At 58.1% G+C, this 16933-nt stretch carries 17 protein-coding genes and 1 pseudogene; 4 read left to right on the top strand and 14 right to left on the bottom strand.

Features of this window, described 5'->3' with window-relative positions:
• The 4 genes from AC1DU9_RS27235 to AC1DU9_RS27250 all read right to left on the bottom strand — a co-directional run.
• The coding region (locus tag AC1DU9_RS27235) for an efflux RND transporter permease subunit (RefSeq protein WP_477811059.1) at positions 1-949 on the bottom strand (949 nt) is incomplete at its 3' end.
• Positions 946-2262 carry an MdtA/MuxA family multidrug efflux RND transporter periplasmic adaptor subunit gene (locus AC1DU9_RS27240; protein ID WP_223462888.1) on the bottom strand — a complete coding sequence of 439 codons (1317 nt, stop codon included), beginning with the start codon at positions 2260-2262 and terminating at the stop codon, positions 946-948. The genes AC1DU9_RS27235 and AC1DU9_RS27240, both read right to left, overlap by 4 nt.
• A 446-nt stretch (positions 2263-2708) precedes the next feature.
• Positions 2709-3209, bottom strand: a complete 501-nt coding sequence (gene tpx, locus AC1DU9_RS27245) for a thiol peroxidase (protein ID WP_223462889.1) — start codon at positions 3207-3209, stop codon at positions 2709-2711.
• 141 nt (positions 3210-3350) lie between these two features.
• Positions 3351-3794 carry an SRPBCC family protein gene (locus AC1DU9_RS27250; RefSeq protein ID WP_223462890.1) on the bottom strand — a complete coding sequence of 148 codons (444 nt, stop codon included), beginning with the start codon at positions 3792-3794 and terminating at the stop codon, positions 3351-3353.
• A 178-nt stretch (positions 3795-3972) separates the two neighbouring features.
• On the opposite strand from AC1DU9_RS27250, the gene AC1DU9_RS27255 reads away from it, so the two are divergent.
• Positions 3973-4398 (top strand): YciI family protein, encoded by a 426-nt coding sequence (locus AC1DU9_RS27255; RefSeq protein WP_223462891.1) that lies wholly within the window; start codon positions 3973-3975, stop codon positions 4396-4398.
• 78 nt (positions 4399-4476) lie between these two features.
• On the opposite strand, the gene AC1DU9_RS27260 is transcribed toward AC1DU9_RS27255, so the two are convergent.
• The 6 genes from AC1DU9_RS27260 to AC1DU9_RS27285 form a co-directional block, all read right to left on the bottom strand.
• Positions 4477-4731: an S-type pyocin domain-containing protein gene (locus AC1DU9_RS27260; protein WP_223462892.1), complete on the bottom strand. Its 255-nt coding sequence runs from the start codon at positions 4729-4731 to the stop codon at positions 4477-4479.
• A complete protein-coding gene (locus tag AC1DU9_RS27265) occupies positions 4697-5956 on the bottom strand; it encodes a bacteriocin immunity protein (RefSeq protein WP_223462893.1) in 1260 nt (419 codons plus the stop codon). Before AC1DU9_RS27265 ends, AC1DU9_RS27260 begins: the two co-directional genes overlap by 35 nt.
• A gap of 91 nt (positions 5957-6047) precedes the next feature.
• Positions 6048-6323, bottom strand: coding sequence for a bacteriocin immunity protein (locus AC1DU9_RS27270; RefSeq protein WP_223462894.1), 276 nt, complete (start codon positions 6321-6323; stop codon positions 6048-6050).
• Positions 6320-6796 (bottom strand): hypothetical protein, encoded by a 477-nt coding sequence (locus tag AC1DU9_RS27275; protein ID WP_223462895.1) that lies wholly within the window; start codon positions 6794-6796, stop codon positions 6320-6322. Before AC1DU9_RS27275 ends, AC1DU9_RS27270 begins: the two co-directional genes overlap by 4 nt.
• Before the next feature lie 164 nt (positions 6797-6960).
• Entirely contained in the window at positions 6961-7437 is a 477-nt protein-coding gene (locus AC1DU9_RS27280) for a DUF6392 family protein (RefSeq protein WP_223462896.1), read from the bottom strand.
• A complete protein-coding gene (locus AC1DU9_RS27285; RefSeq protein ID WP_223462897.1) occupies positions 7437-9992 on the bottom strand; it encodes an S-type pyocin domain-containing protein in 2556 nt (851 codons plus the stop codon). The genes AC1DU9_RS27280 and AC1DU9_RS27285 overlap by 1 nt, the downstream gene beginning before the upstream one ends.
• 102 nt (positions 9993-10094) lie before the next feature.
• Between AC1DU9_RS27285 and AC1DU9_RS27290 the strand changes: the two are divergent.
• The 3 genes and pseudogenes from AC1DU9_RS27290 to AC1DU9_RS27300 all read left to right on the top strand — a co-directional run.
• A pseudogene (locus AC1DU9_RS27290) lies at positions 10095-10313 on the top strand (BatD family protein); the annotation flags it as partial.
• Entirely contained in the window at positions 10310-11338 is a 1029-nt protein-coding gene (locus AC1DU9_RS27295; RefSeq protein ID WP_223462898.1) for an HAD family hydrolase, read from the top strand. The pseudogene AC1DU9_RS27290 and the gene AC1DU9_RS27295, both read left to right, overlap by 4 nt.
• A 292-nt stretch (positions 11339-11630) precedes the next feature.
• Positions 11631-13991 carry a tetratricopeptide repeat protein gene (locus tag AC1DU9_RS27300; RefSeq protein ID WP_223462899.1) on the top strand — a complete coding sequence of 787 codons (2361 nt, stop codon included), beginning with the start codon at positions 11631-11633 and terminating at the stop codon, positions 13989-13991.
• Positions 13992-14094: 103 nt separating this feature from the next.
• On the opposite strand, the gene AC1DU9_RS27305 is transcribed toward AC1DU9_RS27300, so the two are convergent.
• The 4 genes from AC1DU9_RS27305 to AC1DU9_RS27320 all read right to left on the bottom strand — a co-directional run bounded on the left by AC1DU9_RS27305 (position 14095) and on the right by AC1DU9_RS27320 (position 16810).
• A complete protein-coding gene (locus tag AC1DU9_RS27305) occupies positions 14095-14589 on the bottom strand; it encodes a hypothetical protein (RefSeq protein ID WP_223462900.1) in 495 nt (164 codons plus the stop codon).
• A 115-nt stretch (positions 14590-14704) separates the two neighbouring features.
• Positions 14705-15226 carry a GNAT family N-acetyltransferase gene (locus AC1DU9_RS27310; protein ID WP_223462901.1) on the bottom strand — a complete coding sequence of 174 codons (522 nt, stop codon included), beginning with the start codon at positions 15224-15226 and terminating at the stop codon, positions 14705-14707.
• Positions 15227-15318: 92 nt separating this feature from the next.
• A complete protein-coding gene (locus AC1DU9_RS27315; protein WP_223462902.1) occupies positions 15319-16296 on the bottom strand; it encodes a LysR family transcriptional regulator in 978 nt (325 codons plus the stop codon).
• A gap of 73 nt (positions 16297-16369) precedes the next feature.
• Positions 16370-16810 (bottom strand): carboxymuconolactone decarboxylase family protein, encoded by a 441-nt coding sequence (locus AC1DU9_RS27320; RefSeq protein ID WP_223462903.1) that lies wholly within the window; start codon positions 16808-16810, stop codon positions 16370-16372.
• Positions 16811-16933 lie beyond the last annotated feature (123 nt).

Below are 16933 nucleotides of genomic sequence, written 5' to 3' on the forward strand. Positions count from 1 at the left end.
CGTCGAGGCCGGCCGGCAGGTTGTCGGTGATGCTCGGCAGCAGGGCCTTGATCCGGTCCACCACCTCGATCACGTTGGCGCCGGGCTGACGCTGGATATTCAGCAGCACGGCCTGGTTTTCGTTGGCCCACGCAGCGAGACGTTCGTTCTCGGCGCCGTCGACGATTTCTGCCACGTCCTTGAGCCGCAACGGCGCGCCGTTGGCGTAGGCCAGGATCAGATTGGCGTAATCCTTGGGCGACGTCAGTTGATCGTTGGCATCGAGCATCGAAACCCGGGTCGGGCCGTCGAAGTTGCCCTTGGGCTGGTTGACGTTGGACGCCCCGATCAGGGTGCGCACGTCCGACAGATTCAAGCCATTGGCCGCCAGGGCCTCAGGGTTGACCTTGATCCGCACGGCCTGGCGCTGGCCGCCGGCAATGCTGACCATGCCGACACCGCTGATCTGGGCGATTTTCTGCGCCATGCGGGTGTCGACCAGGTCGTTGAGCTTGGGCAACAGCATGGTCTTGGAGGTAATCGCAAGGGTCAGCACCGGCGTGTCGGCCGGGTTGACCTTGTTGTACACCGGCGGTGCCGGCAGGTCCTTGGGCAGCAAGTTGGTCGCGGCGTTGATCGCCGCCTGAACTTGTTGCTCGGCCACGTCCATGTTGATGTCGAGGCTGAACCGCAGGGTCAGCACCGACGCCCCACCGGAACTGGTGGAGGCCATTTGCGTCAGGCCGGGCATTTGCCCGAACTGCCGCTCAAGCGGCGCGGTTACCGCGCTGGTCATGACATCCGGGCTGGCGCCGGGATATAGCGTCATGACGCGAATGGTCGGGTAGTCGACCTGAGGCAGCGCCGAAACCGGCAGCAACCGATAAGCGATCACACCGGCCAGAATAATCGCCAGCATGCTCAGCGTGGTGGCTACCGGGCGAAGGATGAACAGCCGCGAGAGATTCATGCGCCGCCCTTTTTCGCCTTGTCGGTGGTCGCAGGCGTTGCCGCGTCGGCCGCCGACTTGCCTTGCAGGTGTTCGGTTGGCGTGGCCGGCACGTCCTGGCTGTCGTTGACCACCTCCACCTCACTGCCGTCCTTCAGACGGTCGGTGCCTTCCAACACGACCCGCTCGCCCGCCGACAGGCCTTCGGTGACCACGGTGTTCACGCCATCGCTGGCGCCGACTTTCAACTGACGGATCTTGACCTTCTTGTCACCGTCCAGGGCATATACGAACGTGCCGTTGGTGCCGAACTGGATCGCGGCGGAAGGCGCGAGCACTACGTCCTTGAGGGTGTCGGCCAACAGGCGCACATTGACGAACTGGTTGGGAAACAGCGACTGATCGCGGTTCTCGTAACGGGCCTTGAATTTCAGGGTGCCGGTGGTGACGTCGATCTGGTTGTCCAGGCTCTGCAACACGCCAGTGGCTTGCAATTTGGTATCACCGCGATCCCAGGCTTCAGCCGGCAGTTTGGCGCCGCTGCGATAACGGGCGAGTACGGTGTCGAGGCTGTTTTCCGGAAGAGTGAAGGCCACGCTGATCGGTTGGGTCTGGGTGATGATCGCCAATGCGGTGGTGTCGTTGGCCGCTACCAGGTTGCCGACGTCCAGTTGACGCAGGCCGACGCGACCGGTGATCGGTGCGCGGATCTTGGTGAATTCGAGGTTGAGCCTGGCGTCGTTGACCGCTGCCTGATTGGTCTTGACCGTGCCCTGGAACTGACCGACCAGCGCTTCGGCGGTATCCAGGGTCTGCTTGGCAATACTGTCTTCGCGGTACAGGCCGCGATAGCGCTCGACGTCGACCTGGGCGTTTTTCAGCTGCGCCTGATTCTGCAGCAAGGTGCCTTCGGCCTGAAGCAAGGCGTTCTGGTAGGGGCGCGGGTCGATTTCGGCCAACAGGTCGCCAGCCTTGACCATCTGCCCTTCTTCGAAAGAGATCTTGACCAGCTCACCGCCGACGCGGCTGCGGACATTGATGGTATTCAGCGCCGTGACCGTGCCCAGCGCCTTGAAGTACAGAGGGAAATCGCCGGTGACTGCCGGAGCCACTCGCACCGGTACCGGCCCGGACGCCCCGCCGAATCCAGGTCGCATTCCGCCTGACCTGCCGGTATGCCCGGCGACGGCTTTCTGCCCCGCAGCCTCTTTGGACGCAGCGCTGCCGGGCCAGAATTTCCAGCACAGGGCGGCGATGACCAACAGGACTAGCAGGCCGAACAGCCAGCGACGAGGACTACGGGAAGCGGAGGATTGCATTGAGTGATCAACCATTGGGCGCGTGGGCTTTTTTTACATGAGGCTGAACGATAAGCACTGGCGGGTTTTAAGCAAAGCGCCTTTACCGGCAATTTACCTTCGGCTTACGTAACTGGAGTTTTCTGTAAGACACTGAAGCACAAATGAAAACGACCTGGACAGAGGGGGGCGATCTTAATTGATTTCCACGCCGCGCCGGGCCTGCTGTTGTGCAGGGCAAGGCGCGAGAAGCGCGGTTTGGTCATTCCAAATAAGCTTCGAGCAACGCAGCCCTGCACAACAGCAGGTCCGGCCCTTCGGGTTGTGCCTTAAAACGGGCCAGGCTGCGTTGCAGGCCTTGGAAAGGGAACAACCATTCCCAGCGGCCTGCGCCTTGCCTGGCCCGTTTTAAGGCGACAACGCGGCGGGGAAATCAATTAAGATCGCCCCCCTAGGCCGTTAACAATTGTAAAAGCGCTTACTTACTTGAGAACAGCCAGTGCCGCTTCATAGTTCGGCTCATCAGCGATTTCGCCAACCAGCTCACTGTGCAGCACGTTGTCGTTTTCGTCCAGAACGACCACAGCACGGGCAGTCAGGCCTTTGAGCGGGCCGTCAGCGATGGCCACGCCGTAGTTCTGGATGAACTCGACACCGCGCAGGGTCGACAGGTTCTGTACGTTTTCCAGGCCTTCGGCACCGCAGAAACGCTTCTGGGCGAACGGCAGGTCAGCGGAGATGCACAGTACGACAGTGTTGGCCACGTCGTTGGCCTGGGCGTTGAACTTGCGAACCGAGGTGGCGCAGGTCGGGGTGTCGATGCTTGGGAAAATGTTCAGCACTTTGCGCTTGCCGGCAAAGTCTTTCAGGGTGACGTCGGACAGATCGCCGGCAACCAGGGAAAAGGCTGGCGCCTTGGAACCGGCTTGTGGCAGTTGGCCGTTGACTTGAACCGGGTTGCCTTTAAGAGTGACTTGAGCCATGAACGGAGTCCTTCTGACGTTGGTGTGGAGTGTTTTGACGAGGCCGAAGTTAACCACGAAATTGTCCGACGACCTACGGTCAAACATAAATTGTCATGTATCGGCGTACAAAACTGGATACAACCCACAGGGACAGCGGCGTTATTTGAGTAACTCCAGCATATTGCGATGGCGCGCCTCGAAAATCCGTCGCATGTAGCCATTGACCAGCAACCACTCCATTGGCGCGCCACCTATCGCCGAATATGTCACCCGGTCGGTGTACAGCGTACCGCTCTCTCCTGCCGCTACTCGATGTTCGTGACGAAAGGCACGCATCGGTCCCTTGAGCATCTCGTCGATGAAATGCATTTCACCGACTTCACGGATCACTACCGTCCAGCTCGACGGAATCACATTGAACATCCAGTGGCGAAAGCGGAACTGCCGCCCGGCTTCAATCCGCAGGTTGTTCAGATCGACATCACCCAGCGGGGTAATGCGCTCGGGGAAAATCTTCGGAAAGTTGACCCCTTCCAGACAGAAGTCGAGGACCTGTCCGGGCGTGCGGCCGGGGATGAGTGTGGTGAGTTCCAGGGTTGGCATACAGGACACATTCCTTTGATCGTTGGACAGGCTTGCCAGAAATACGGTGTAGCGAAATGGCGGTCGAAAAGAAACCTGCCAAAGTGTCTTCTACAGCAATTTTGTCGAGGGGCTGTCGATTTGCACTACAGCCGTTCGACCATTTCGCGAGTCACTCAATTACAACGGAGAAATCACCATGCGATTCATGATCATCATCAAGGCCAGCCAGGATTCCGAAGCCGGCGTGATGCCCAGCCAGGAGCTATTGACCGCGATGGGCAACTACAACGAAGAACTGGTCAAGGCCGGCATCATGCTCGCAGGCGAAGGCCTGCACCCCAGCAGCAAAGGCGCCCGCGTAAAGTTTTCGGGGGAGCAACGCTCGGTCATCGACGGCCCCTTCATCGAAACCAAGGAACTGATCGCCGGTTTCTGGTTGTGGAAAGTGAAGTCCAAGCAAGAAGCCATCGAATGGGTCAAGCGCTGCCCCAACCCGATGCCGGGCACCGAGGCCGAGATCGAGATTCGGCAGGTGTTCGAGATGGAAGACTTCGGGGCGGAGTTCACCCCGGAACTACGGGAGCAGGAAGAGCGGGTATGGGAGCAGGCGAAGAAGAACTGAATACGCCCGATATATGCTCGATCACATTCAGGACATTTCCCGTTACCTGGGCATGATCGAGCACTTGATGCCCCCCCGTTAAACCGGATACTCAACTCGACTTCTGAACATGACGTACACCGGATCAAGCCCTGAGTCGGTAGGGAAAACCACAACATAGTCGTCGAATGGCGCTCCCTCGACTCCTTGCGGGAGGGATTCCATTGCCGGCACCGGCGAAGAGTAAACAAACTCCAAACGACGCGTTGAATCACGAGTGACGGGCGCGTTCCAGTTAACGGTAATTGGCGCAGCACCATCAGCGGTAAAAACTGAACGCTCCTGATTGCTCATTGAAATGGGCCGACCTGACTCGAACGCCCGTATGGCTTCTCAGGGATTCCGTGATGTGAATCTGCGACAGCGTCTTGATCTCGCGCAACCATTTGAATTTCGTCCCGGGTTCCACGGGTACTATTGCGGTACCGAGCCTGAAAGGAACATTTACCTCGGCCCCCTTCGCTGCCAGCGATTGCCAATCCAGCCCCTCAATCGGTAATAGCTCAATCAAAGGTATGCTGAGGCCATAGACCTGAGCATCCGCGCGGCTGGAAAACTCGAAATTTAAAATGGCAGCACAGAGGCTTTTATCGGCTGGCTCGATCGAGGTCTTGCGCCAGGTGAGTTCACCGACGACCGAGCGAATGGCTTTTTGCAAACTCGCTAGCTGACCCACCTCCAACTCCGAAGGTGCTCCTTCCAGCAAAACGGCGGGACGACTATTGGCAAAAGCCAATGATGCGTTAACCACACGAGCGGTCTGTGTCGGACCGACTCCCGCCAGCGTGCGCGATTGGATCAATCGTCCTTGCGCCGCAATCAACACTGCCTCGGCTTCATCATGTAGACCCCGATGGCGCTGGACAAAGTCTGCCAGCAACGCAACATGGCGGTCGTGTGTCGCATTGATCTGTAGAGCATTGCTCTGCCATAGAGCGTGTTCGGATCGTGCAAAGGCCAGGTTGTTTTTCGCACTGTTTCTGGCGAACTCCAACCTCATCTTCCAGGACTCCAAATTCCTGACGGCCTTATGGGTTTCATGCTGAGCGCGCTCCAGTGCACGAATACTTTCTTCCTGCAGGGAGACTTCCAGATCGACGCTCTGCTGCGTTCGCGCGTACTGAATGGCTTGAGCGAAAGTGCCGAGCGCCATTTCGACCAACTGCTGCGACACTGCAACGTCAGCAGTGATTTTATGCACCTCGGCCAAGTGTCGATATGCGGCACTTGCCGATGCCGGCGGGGGCGCCATGGGTATCGCTTCATCTTTGAATGCCGCGCTGTTTGTATGTTTTTGATGCCAGCCTCTGACGTGATGAATAACCGACTCCGGTCCGTCCCAACCGTTATCAACAGGGTAAAACAACAAATCCGCACCGCTGGGGTGCCCGACAATCTGGTCGAAATGGTTGATCAAGCGATCATGGTCTTGCTTGGGTAGATCAACGGCCCAGATCCTGCTCACCAGCGCCTGAAATTCTGCCGCTGTAAAATCTTTGAGGGTTGCTTTGAGTTCCATCCTGGTTCTTCCTTGAGCCCTTGGGGCAAGCTGTTGTAGACAAGGGCACTTGCTCGATCAGGGGCAAGTGCCGGCAAGTGTTGATAGAAGGTTATTCTGGTTTGAAGCCGGGTTTGTTATTGGCTGCGCGCCATTTTTTGGTGGCTTCCAGTACTTTCACCGGTGTATTTTTGCCCCGATCCTCCGGATTGCATAAGCCATGTATCCCATCTGGATGTTCAGTTACAGCCTCAAAATGCAACACACCCTTAATTATAAAAGAGTCGAACTCATCATCGGGCAGGTCTCGCGCCTCTTCAAATAGGCACCGAAGAAACTCTAGGAACTCCGCTTCTGTGTAGTCTTCAAATCTCTCTTTGAACTTCATTTCTGCTCTGTTCCTTTACCGTGAAAAAGAATATGCCTCTTGGGTGTCATCACCACCAAGTTATCCATGTCGTACACAGCACCTCCTTGGGCAACCTCGAACTGATAATGAATTTCGAATTTAATCCGCCCGCCATATCTATATTTAGGTAACGCTAAGGGAGCCTTGCCCTTTCGCATCAAATCCAAATCGATAGCTATGAACTGAGTGTTCAGTTCAGAATCTGCCGCAACCGCCTTCCAAAATGCCCGCCTGAATGCATGAAAATTCCGAAATTCCTGCAACCGCAGCTGATCAGCAATTTGCAAAGGAACCGGCGCCCCCTGTCCTCGCGCAGCATCTCCCAACCATACCCCCCGAAACCACCTGCCCTGCCCTGGTCGCGACACCCGGATCATCCCGCCGATCAAGAAACAGAAATCCGGCGAAGGCAGCCCCATATCCCCCGAAAACCCGGGAATACTCGCACCCATTTCGCCTTCATCGACAGCTGGATATGTACCGTTTTCCGGTAGGACTTGGCTGCCGGAATAATAGCGTTACATGCCTAATATTTTCTTATTAATTTAGATCGCAGTTACCCCCCGGCCCTACCCTGAACAACTGCGCGTACAGCCTTGCCTGCTATACCAAAGTTTTAGTCGTGCCCCTTGTCAATCAAAGTGAAGACCAACGTTTTTACTTCCATTGCAGCCGTGTATTGAAATACGACCTTCTTACCTGGATAAACAGCAGGATCCAATGGATAGGATTCCCAACCACCTGTTTGGCCCATTGGCTCAGGCATTTTGATTGGGCCTTTTGACTCCATTGGTTCGCCAAATAACGCATGTACATCGGACTGAGTCATTACCAACCTATAGGGCTCGGGAAGTTCGCCTCCGTATTTCACCGTAGTAGGCATTGTCTCCACCAAAGTAACAAATAAACTATCCAATACTTTGGTTTCATACCAAAACGTAAGCTCTACTCCATCTTCAACCTCAAGATCCAATCGATCGCAACCGGGATATAGCTCAGTAAGAGACTGGGCAGGAATAGTTCCGCTTGCCAACAATGACTCGTGAGTGTGACCAACTCCCTCTATTAGCTCCACCACTTTTATGGCGTCCATTAATACCACCCCTGTTGTTTGTGAAGAGCATGCAACCTTTCGCGCCCAATCTCGATGCTGCCTTCATCCAGGCCAGAGTCAAGCAACCCAGGCTTGATTGCATCAAAATTTTGATCTACCGCTTGCTCCAGATCAGATGCATCTTGAGACCGCTTCAATGCGGTATTACGCCCACCATAGGTTTCACTGAATTTTCTGTGTACCTCAGCGGGTATTGCTATGGCCGGGGCTCGCTGTGTATAACCTCTACGTTCACGTGGTGTCATATCGGCGAAGTTCTCTAAAAGGTACTCCTCCAAAGCTCTCCGCGATGGAATATGGTCAATATCCAACCCATCCCCCCTGCTCCTACCACTTAACTCGTTATACGGCCCAACCTCCAAAGGCTCAACCGGCGGACCAACGAAAACCAGTCCCGGCGAAGGCAGTTCCATATCCCCCGGAAACCCGGGAATACTCGCACCAATATCCCCTTCATCAACAGCCGGAAACGTCCCGTTTTCAGGTAGGACGGGGACGGCTGGGCTGCCGGGATAAACACCAGGAGCTACAGGCGTTATCGGCGATATGGTCGAACCAAGCAGTTCACTGCCCGGTGGAACCAGGGGTTTCCAAGAGCTCGCAGGCGGAATTGGCCAAGGCACAACCGTCGGCACGACGCCGATCCAACCCTCGGTATTGCTGGGTGTTTTGATACTGATTTGATCGAGATTGAAAGGATCAGACCAGAACCCCGGTCGCTCCTGGTAACGCAATTCGAACTCACGGTTTTCACCGGCCCATGTGCTTTTCGGCGCATAGGGGGCGTAACCTTGTTCGAGGCGTTTTTGGTTAACCTCGTCAAATTGCGAAACAATCTCGTGATGCTCTCCGAGCGTTCGCCACAACGCTTCGTCGAAGGCCTCGAACGACGTGAACTCCCGACCTCGAAACTGATCGCCGATCAGCGTCGGAATAGCGGCGCCTACAGGCTGTGTAGCGGCTTTCCACCAGTCTGTGGTAACTGGCTGACCTGTTCCCGTGACAACACCGGCGCCCATGGGCGGGGTATTGAAGGACAGATAGATCGGCTCCAGCCCCGGCACGCAAACGATGCAGTCCTGAATGCGCCAATCGACACCCGCCGGTATGCCCAAAGTCTGTGGTTGGGTGACAGCCAGGGGCTGCGGGTTCGGCACCTGCGCTTGAGGCGCCGAGTCTGGTGCGAATTCCACATAACGGGTCGGGGAACCGGGAACTTCAGCGGTGTACACGCCGGTCAACGGGTCCAGCGCTGCATTGACCACCGGTACCCGGGAGTCGATCTCGGCACCGGTGCTGGCGACAATGATCGCAGTGCCTTGGGCCTCGACTACTGGCTTTAAGCGGTACTCAACCGCCACCGAACCGCCCGCATCAGCGATGGCTTGCAACTCTCGACTGTCGTGAAGCTCCAGTGCGTGCGCCGGAACGGCAACCGCGTGAAACAGGCGAGCACGTTGTTCAGGCGTTAACTCTCCGTTGCCCAGTTCGGATGGATACGCTATCCCACCTACGAATATTGCGACTTGCGAAGTGGCAAGTGTTCCTGCTACTTCGCCCAACAGCACCACTGACCGGCTTACTGCGATTGCCAATGCATCGGCCGCCCCGGCGACCAATGCGCTGCCAGGAATAGCGAGTGTCGACACAGCAGGCACTGATGGATTGACCGCTAAACGGTAGGTGTTGGCCTGTTTCACCCGCTCTATGCGTATATCAGCGTCAGCCTGCTGCTTGAACCGCACCCGCGCATCACGCTGCTCGGCAACCTGTCGATGACGCTCCCAGATGCCTTCTCTTTCCCGCCAGGCAATGGTCTGCTCCGCGTGACGCACAGACAGCGTCGCAGACCGTTCCGTCAGTGCCTTGATCTGCGCCGATAACAACTGCGCTTCATGGGCCGCGTTGTAAGCGGTTTCCCAAGCCTGGTGGCCACTGTCGAGTGCATCGCCGAACTGGTCCAGCCGTGCCATGTAATCGCTGGTCGAACGGACGAGCGGATCGTGGCCATCGAATGAGCGGGCTAACGAACCCTGGGCATTGAATTCTGCAGCTTTACGGGCAATCAGCCCGTCGATTTCGATTTTTTCCCTGGTAATGAGATAGAGCTGCCAGCGCTCGCTCGGATTGATATCAGGTGGCCGTCGTGCAGCCAGGACTTCACCGTCAAGCGATGAGGCAAGCTGATCAGACCTTGCAGCAAAACTGCGATCTGCCTCGACCTTGAAGGCGCTTTGACGCTGGGCCATACCCTCAAGTTGTTGCTGCCGCGTTTGCAGGCGTGCCTGCTCTTGGGCCGCTTGGGCTCGGGCAATGGCTTCTGCCTGCTCTTTTGCCTGCCTGGCAGCATGCTCCAGCTTGGCCTGCCTCCTGAGCGCCCTGGTCCTGGCGCTGGGGCCACCGAAGTTGCCGGAGGCGCCCACACGGTTGCCGCCAAAACCACCACCGCTCCCACCGCCACCACCCGCGGCCGGCGGCCCCGACCTGATGACGACATCCCCAGTAGATCCATCGTGCAATGTTCGTTGTGCCATACAGTCTCTCCTTGTCTGTAGGGCACAGCTTGTCTACGGGGCAGCGATCAGGTGCGGTACATATTTATAGGATGCGATTGGTTTACGGGATCAATGAGCGATCGGATGGGCCGCGGCCTGAAACCGACCCGCCTCGGCCCGCGCCTGCAAACCTTCCTGCGGGCCTGTTCCTGTTACGGCCGTGAACCGGACAAAGATCAGGCGCTGCGCCAAATCAGGGAATCCTTGTCTACGCTGCATAGTCAGGCCGGGCGCAACAGGGAATCAGTCTCTTGTGCACTGCATCCGCTCAACCCCGTTCACGAGAAGGATTTCCCATGACGAATTCGATATCGCTGCGCCATCACCGAGCGTTCAGCTTCCTGCTGACCCTGGCCTTGAGCCTGCCGTTACTGGTTCAGGCGGCCGGGCCGCTACCCTCCTGGAACGATGGCCCGTCGAAAAAGCAGATCATCGAGTTCGTGCAGACGGTCACCGATCAAAACAGCAAGGACTTCGTAAAGCCCGAGGACCGCATTGCCGTGTTCGATAATGACGGCACTTTGTGGAGCGAGCAGCCGATGTACTTCGAGTTGCTGTTCGCCCTCGACGAAGTCAAGCGCACCGCGGCGCAGCACCCGGAATGGAAAACCACCCAGCCCTTCCAGGCGGTGCTGGAAAACGATCACAAGGCCCTGGCCGCCACTGGCATGGAAGGCCTGCTGAAGATTTTCGCAGCGACCCACTCCGGCATGACCACCGATGCCTTCGCTGACTACGCCAAAACCTGGCTTAGCCAGGCCCGCCATCCGAAAACCGGCAAGCCGTACACCGAGATGATCTTCCAGCCGATGCTGGAAATGCTCGACTACCTGCGCAGCCAGGACTTCAAGACCTACATCGTGTCCGGCGGCGACACCGGGTTCATGCGCGCCTTCGCCGAAAAGGTCTATGGCATCCCGCCAGAACAGGTCATTGGCACCACCTTTGTCACTGCCTATCAATTCAAGGACGGCCAGGCATCTATCCTGCGCACGCCAAAACTGGCCCACAACGACGATGGCCCGGGCAAACCGGAAAGCATCGACGCCGTGATCGGACGCCGGCCAATCCTCGCCTTTGGCAACTCCGACGGTGACTTGCAAATGCTCCAGTGGACCGCCGCCGGTCCCGGTAAACGCTTCATGGGCCTGGTGCATCACACCGACGCCAAACGCGAATGGGCTTACGACCGGCAATCGCAGATCGGTCGTCTGGACAAGGCCCTGGACGAAGCAAACAAACGTGGCTGGACGGTCGTCGACATGGCGTCCGAATGGCGTCGGATCTATCCGTTCGATGCCTCCACAGCCGAGCAAGCTCAATAAGAAGACGTCATGCAGGATTGCAATAAACGTATGTCGCAGCACATTACCGGTGGTTTGTGGGGGAGTGATTGGGTGCCTGATAGATCGCCATCGCGAGCAAGCTCGCTCCCACAGGTTCGGTATCGATCACTACATTTGGGCACGACATAAACCCTGCGGGAGCGAGCTTGCTCGCGAAGGGGCCATCAGCTTCACAACATCCGTTATTTGACAGACGCCAACCATCCGACAAAGCTGCATCAAGCTTCATCGCGCGCTGCAAGGCAAACGCACCTGGACCATGGAAGTCGTGATGCCGAAACATAAAAATAAAGCTGCAAACCCACACCCTGATTCGCAACCGACCCTGATCAACCGTTATCTGTTCCCGGTCACCATCGGCATCTTGCTGCTCACAGTGGCAGGTATTGGCTGGTTTCTGCTGAGCAGTACACCGACGCCGCTTCAGCCAGTCCCTGTCAGCGCCCCTGTCGTCGAACCGGCCAAACCGCGCCCGGTCACTGTCGCGCCGGCGAAGATGGTCGATGAGCAACAATGCCAGGGTTGCCACAGCAAGCAGGTCAAGGACTGGCAAGGCTCCCATCACCAGTTGGCGATGCAGCAAGCCAACGCCGACACCCTGCTCGGCGACTTCAATAACGTCACCTTCAAGACCGAAAAAGAGATCACGGTGTTCTCGCACAAAGGCGACGAATTCTGGGTCAACACCCCCGGCGTCGACGGCAAGAATGCCGACTTCAAGGTGGCCTATGCTTTTGGCGTCGCCCCCTTGCAGCAATACCTGATCGAGGTCGGCGAAGGCCGCTTGCAGGCCCTCGGCGTAGCCTGGGATACCGAGAAGCACCGCTGGTTTCACCTGTATCCGGGCCAGGGCGTGAACTTCAAGAGCCCGCTGCATTGGAGTAAACCGGGCCAGAACGCCAACTTCATGTGTGTCGAGTGCCATACCACCGGGTTCAAACGCAATTTCGATGCGCCGAAGAACACCTTCGACAGTCACTGGACCAGCCTCGGCGTCAGTTGTCAGGCCTGCCACGGTCCGGCGTCCAGCCATCTGGAATGGACGGCGAAGAAAACCGACCTGATCCATGCCGGGTTTGCCGTCGACCTCAAGGACAAGAACGCCACTGTCGAAATCGAAACCTGCGCCCGCTGCCACTCGCGCCGCGCACCATTGGACGACGGTTACACAGTCGGCAAGCGCCTGATGGACGACTACCTGCCGAGCGCCCTGACCCGTGAGCTGTACGCGCTGGACGGCAAGATCAAGGACGAAGTGTTCGAACACGGCTCCTTTGCCCAGAGCAAAATGTTCGACAAGGGCGTGCGTTGCAGCAACTGCCACAACCCGCACAGCACTCAATTGAAAGCGCCAGGCAACGGCGTATGCCTGCAATGCCATAACACCGCTGGCAAAACCACTGTGGAAGGTGTCGACGGCAAGGGCCTGCAAGCGAAAAACTACGATTCAATCGAACACACGCGCCACACCATGGGCCAACCGGGTCCGCAGTGCGTGGATTGCCACATGCCCGCCAAGTTCTACATGGGCAATGACTTGCGGCATGACCACAGCTTCAGCATTCCCAACCCTGAGCGAGCAAAGAAACTCGGTACACCTGACGCCTGCCTGACCTGCCACCAGGGCAAGGCCGGCGACAAGATCACCGAGCAATTCAAACTGTGGAACACCGCCAGCGCCAGCGCGGTGCAAGCCCCGCGTTACGACGAAAGCCTGTGGCTGATCCGTAACGGTCAACCGGGTGCGGCGCAGGCGCTGTTCGAGCAACTGCAACGCAGCAATCTGCCGGCGATCCAGCGCGCGACGCTGCTCGGCGAATTGTCGCTGTATCCGAGCGAACAAGCGTTGAAACTGGTCACCAGGGACCTGAACAACACGGCGCCTCAAGTACGTGAGAGCGCCATGCGCGCGCTCAGTGCATTCCTGCCGCCACCGGAACGCGCGCAACTGCTGACCCCCTTGTTGAATGATCCTGTCAGAGCAGTGCGCATCGCCGCCGCCCGGGATTTGCTCAGTGTGGCGCGCAACGGCCTGGGCACGGCTCGGGACAGCTGGAATGCCGCTATCGTCGAATACGAAATGGTTCAGAAAAACCTGCTCGAACGCGCCGAAGCGAACCTCAATCTGGCGATGCTGTATCAGGCCAGCGGTCGCAACGCTGAAGTCGAAGGCTTCCTGCGCGCGGCCCTGCAGTGCGATCCGGACTTCTACCCGGCGCTGGTCACCCTGGTGCAATGGCTGGAGGTCAACGGTCGCAGTCAGGAAGCCCATGCCCTGCTGGCGCAAAGCCTCAAGGACCACCCCGACTCAGGCCTGCTGCAACACACCCAGGGCCTTGCGCTGATTCGCGCGGGCCAGGCCGCTCAAGCCATGCCGTACCTGCGCAAGGCCGCGCAACTGGAACCACAGAGCGGACAGTTCGGCTATGTGCTGGCGGTGGCCCTGCATGACAGCGGCAAGATTGACGAGGCGTGCGCAGAGCTGGAACGGTTGTTGAAAGAACAACCGTCCAACCGCAATGCCCGCTTGTCGTTGATCCGGTACTACCTGGACAACGGCCAGGAACCCAAGGCGCAGGTTCTGTTGCAGGGCTGGAAGAAAATGAACATGGGCGATCCGGCACTGAAATGATGCGGGGCTCAAAGGCCTGTCTGACCTGAGTTTTTTATCGGCATTACCGACGTCATCGCGAGCAAGCTCGCTCCCACAGGGTCATGTGTCGTTGATCAAAGGCTCAGCCACGATCCCGGGGAATCAGGCTCTGCAACTGCTGCGCCAGAAGATTCGCATCGAACGGGAAGATATCCGGATCCTTCAGTCCATTGGTCTTGCGCCACTGCCAGCTACGCGACGGTGGTTGGCAAACCAGCGAGACACTGCCGAAACGCGCAGCGGTCAATCCCATCACCGCCAATGAAATCTGCCCACCTGCCCCCATGACTTCCGGGACAAATTCCACCGGTCTGCCGGCAATCACAATGGACAGTTTCTCGGTCTTGAATGGCGATGTCTCGACAGGAATGCTGGGGCCCGAGGCGACATACGCTTCGCGGTTCACTTCCAGCAGGTTCGGCGCCTGCACCGGCTCCAGCCATTGCTGAATCTGATCGAACAACTCATTAATGCAGGTGGCCCAAACCGCCGATTGCGACTCGAACAGTTGCTTCTTGTGTGCTTCGCTTTCGGCGTAGTGGCGCAGCATTTCACCCAGTTGCTGTACATCGTCCATTGCAGTGTTCCTTTGGTTGCAGCGGTGCTACGGACTTTGAGCATGGCAGATGCGTGCAGCCGGTGTGCAACTAACAGCCGGGAGGTACGCCAGAGGTTCGCCCTGGGCGGCTGACTCAACCGGCCTTGGGCGGGCGACGCAGGCGCGCCATGCTCAAGGTGTCCACCAGCACGCCGTCGCGCACGGCGTAATCACGGAACAGGCCCTCGGTTTCGAAGCCGAACTTGCGGTACAGGGCAATGGCCGCTTCGTTGTCGGCGTACACCGAAAGCTCGATGCGCTGCAGATTCATCCAGTTGTCAGCGATATCCAGTGCCGTCGCGACCAGCTTCGAACCCACGCCCTTGCCCTGCCACGCCACCGCAACGCCCATACCGAAACTGCCGGCATGGCTGCGACGAATGCGTGAGAACTGCTCCAGGCCAATGTTACCGATGACCGTCCCTTGATGCAGGGCCACCACTTTCACCAGGCGTTCGTTATCCAGCGCCAGGCGACTGCGCCAGAGCTCGGTGGACTGAAACGGCATTTGCAGGGTTTGTCGGGCGATCTGCGGGTCGTTGTACAGCGCCGTGATGCCTTCGATATGGGACTCGTTGAAGCGTTCGAGGGTGATAACGGGTTCGGTGGCTGGCATGGGTGAATCATCCTTGAAGCAGACATGGCCGCTCACTCTATCCCGAACGAAACCTTTGTGGCGAGGGAGCTTGCAGTCTATTCAAGCGATCTTCATTCAAACCACGCCCGGCGCTCGCTGAAGGTGTTTTCGATCAACTCGACGATCATCCGTACCTGCGCATCGTCCCCGGAATGGGCATTGACCGCCATCCACACCTGACGTCGCATCGGCTGGTCAAACAAGCCCGGCAAGGCAACCAGCCCGCGGTCGAAGTGGCTCATGTAGTGCGGCAGCAGGCCGATGCAGGCACTGCAACGGATCATCTCCAGCATCAGCTCCCAGGATTGCAGCTGCACCGCTCCGGCCAGGCGCTGATCCACCAGCGCATTCCATGGCCGCAAGCTTTCAACCTGGCCGTCCTGCTGCCATTGCACCAGGAGAAAACCGGCCAGGTCATCCAGGCATTCCGGCCTGGAAGCGACCCGCGAGTAGCGCTTGGCAATATGCGGCAGGTAATCCAGTTGCACCAGACGCCGGGGTTCAGTGGTGGCAAAGCTTGGCCCCGGTGATGGCGACTCGGTCTCGCCCAGCCACACCACCACGTCGGCGCTGACCGCCTGCAATGACAATTCGCTGTCGAGCGTGATGATGTCCAGCCGCACGCTGGCGTTGCGCCGCAGCAGTGTAACCAGGCCGCGTCCGAGAAGGTCATGCAGGATCGAATCCGCCACGGCCAGCCGAATCAACGGCTGCTCGATCACCGGTAAATTGCGCTCATGGGCCAGGGCGATCAATTGTGCGTGCAGCCGCAAGCCATCGCGGCTGAGGCTGAATCCATTGTCGGAATGAACGAACAGCGAACACTGGAGTTGCGTCTCCAGCAGCACCAGTTGCCTGCGCAGGCGGGTGGCCTTGAGGTTGAGACTGCGGGCGGCCTGCATGAAGCAACCGCAACGGGCGCTGGCGGTGAAACACAGCGCCAGTTCGGGGTCGATACCTGCTGCCAACTGGCGCCAGGAGGGGTTTTTATCAATGGCTACACGATACTCGGTAGCCCCCAGGCGGGTGCTGGTTTCCATGACTGACATCTAAGACTCCCTGTCGATCTGACACTGACAGTTACATCCTGCGGATCGTTCATGAACCTGGCATGACAAAGACTCAGGTGCTGGGCGTCTGGCGAAAGCTCACGGCCAGGCGGTTCCAGCTGTTGATGGTGGTGACGGCGATGGTCAAGTCGACCATTTCGCTTTCACTGAACTGCTCCCGGGTTTGGGCGTAGACATCGTCCGGCACGTGGCTTTCGCAGAGCAAGGTGACCGCCTCGGTCCAGGCCAGCGCGGCTCTTTCCCGCGGATTGAAAAAATTACTGTCGCGCCAGACCACTATGCAATAGAGGCGCCGATCGCTTTCGCCCAGGCGCCGTGCATCCACCGAATGCATGTCGGTGCAAAAGGCACAGCCATTGAGCTGCGAAGCGCGGATCTTGATCAGGTGCAGCAGGCCCTGCTCGATGCTCAGGCTGCTGGTCAGGGCCTCCATCGCGATCATGGCTTTCATCGCTTTGGGGGACGCGCTGTAGTAATCCAGGCGGGGGGTCATGGAGCGATCTCGTGCAGCAGTGATGTGATTCTCACGGTAGTCGCTGGCGCGGGGGCATGACAGATCCAATCAGGCGAATTCTCCGGGGACCACCGCCGCCAGACCAATTGACGGTTTTTCCAC

The sequence above is a fragment of the Pseudomonas sp. P4_C1 genome, assembly GCF_056402155.1.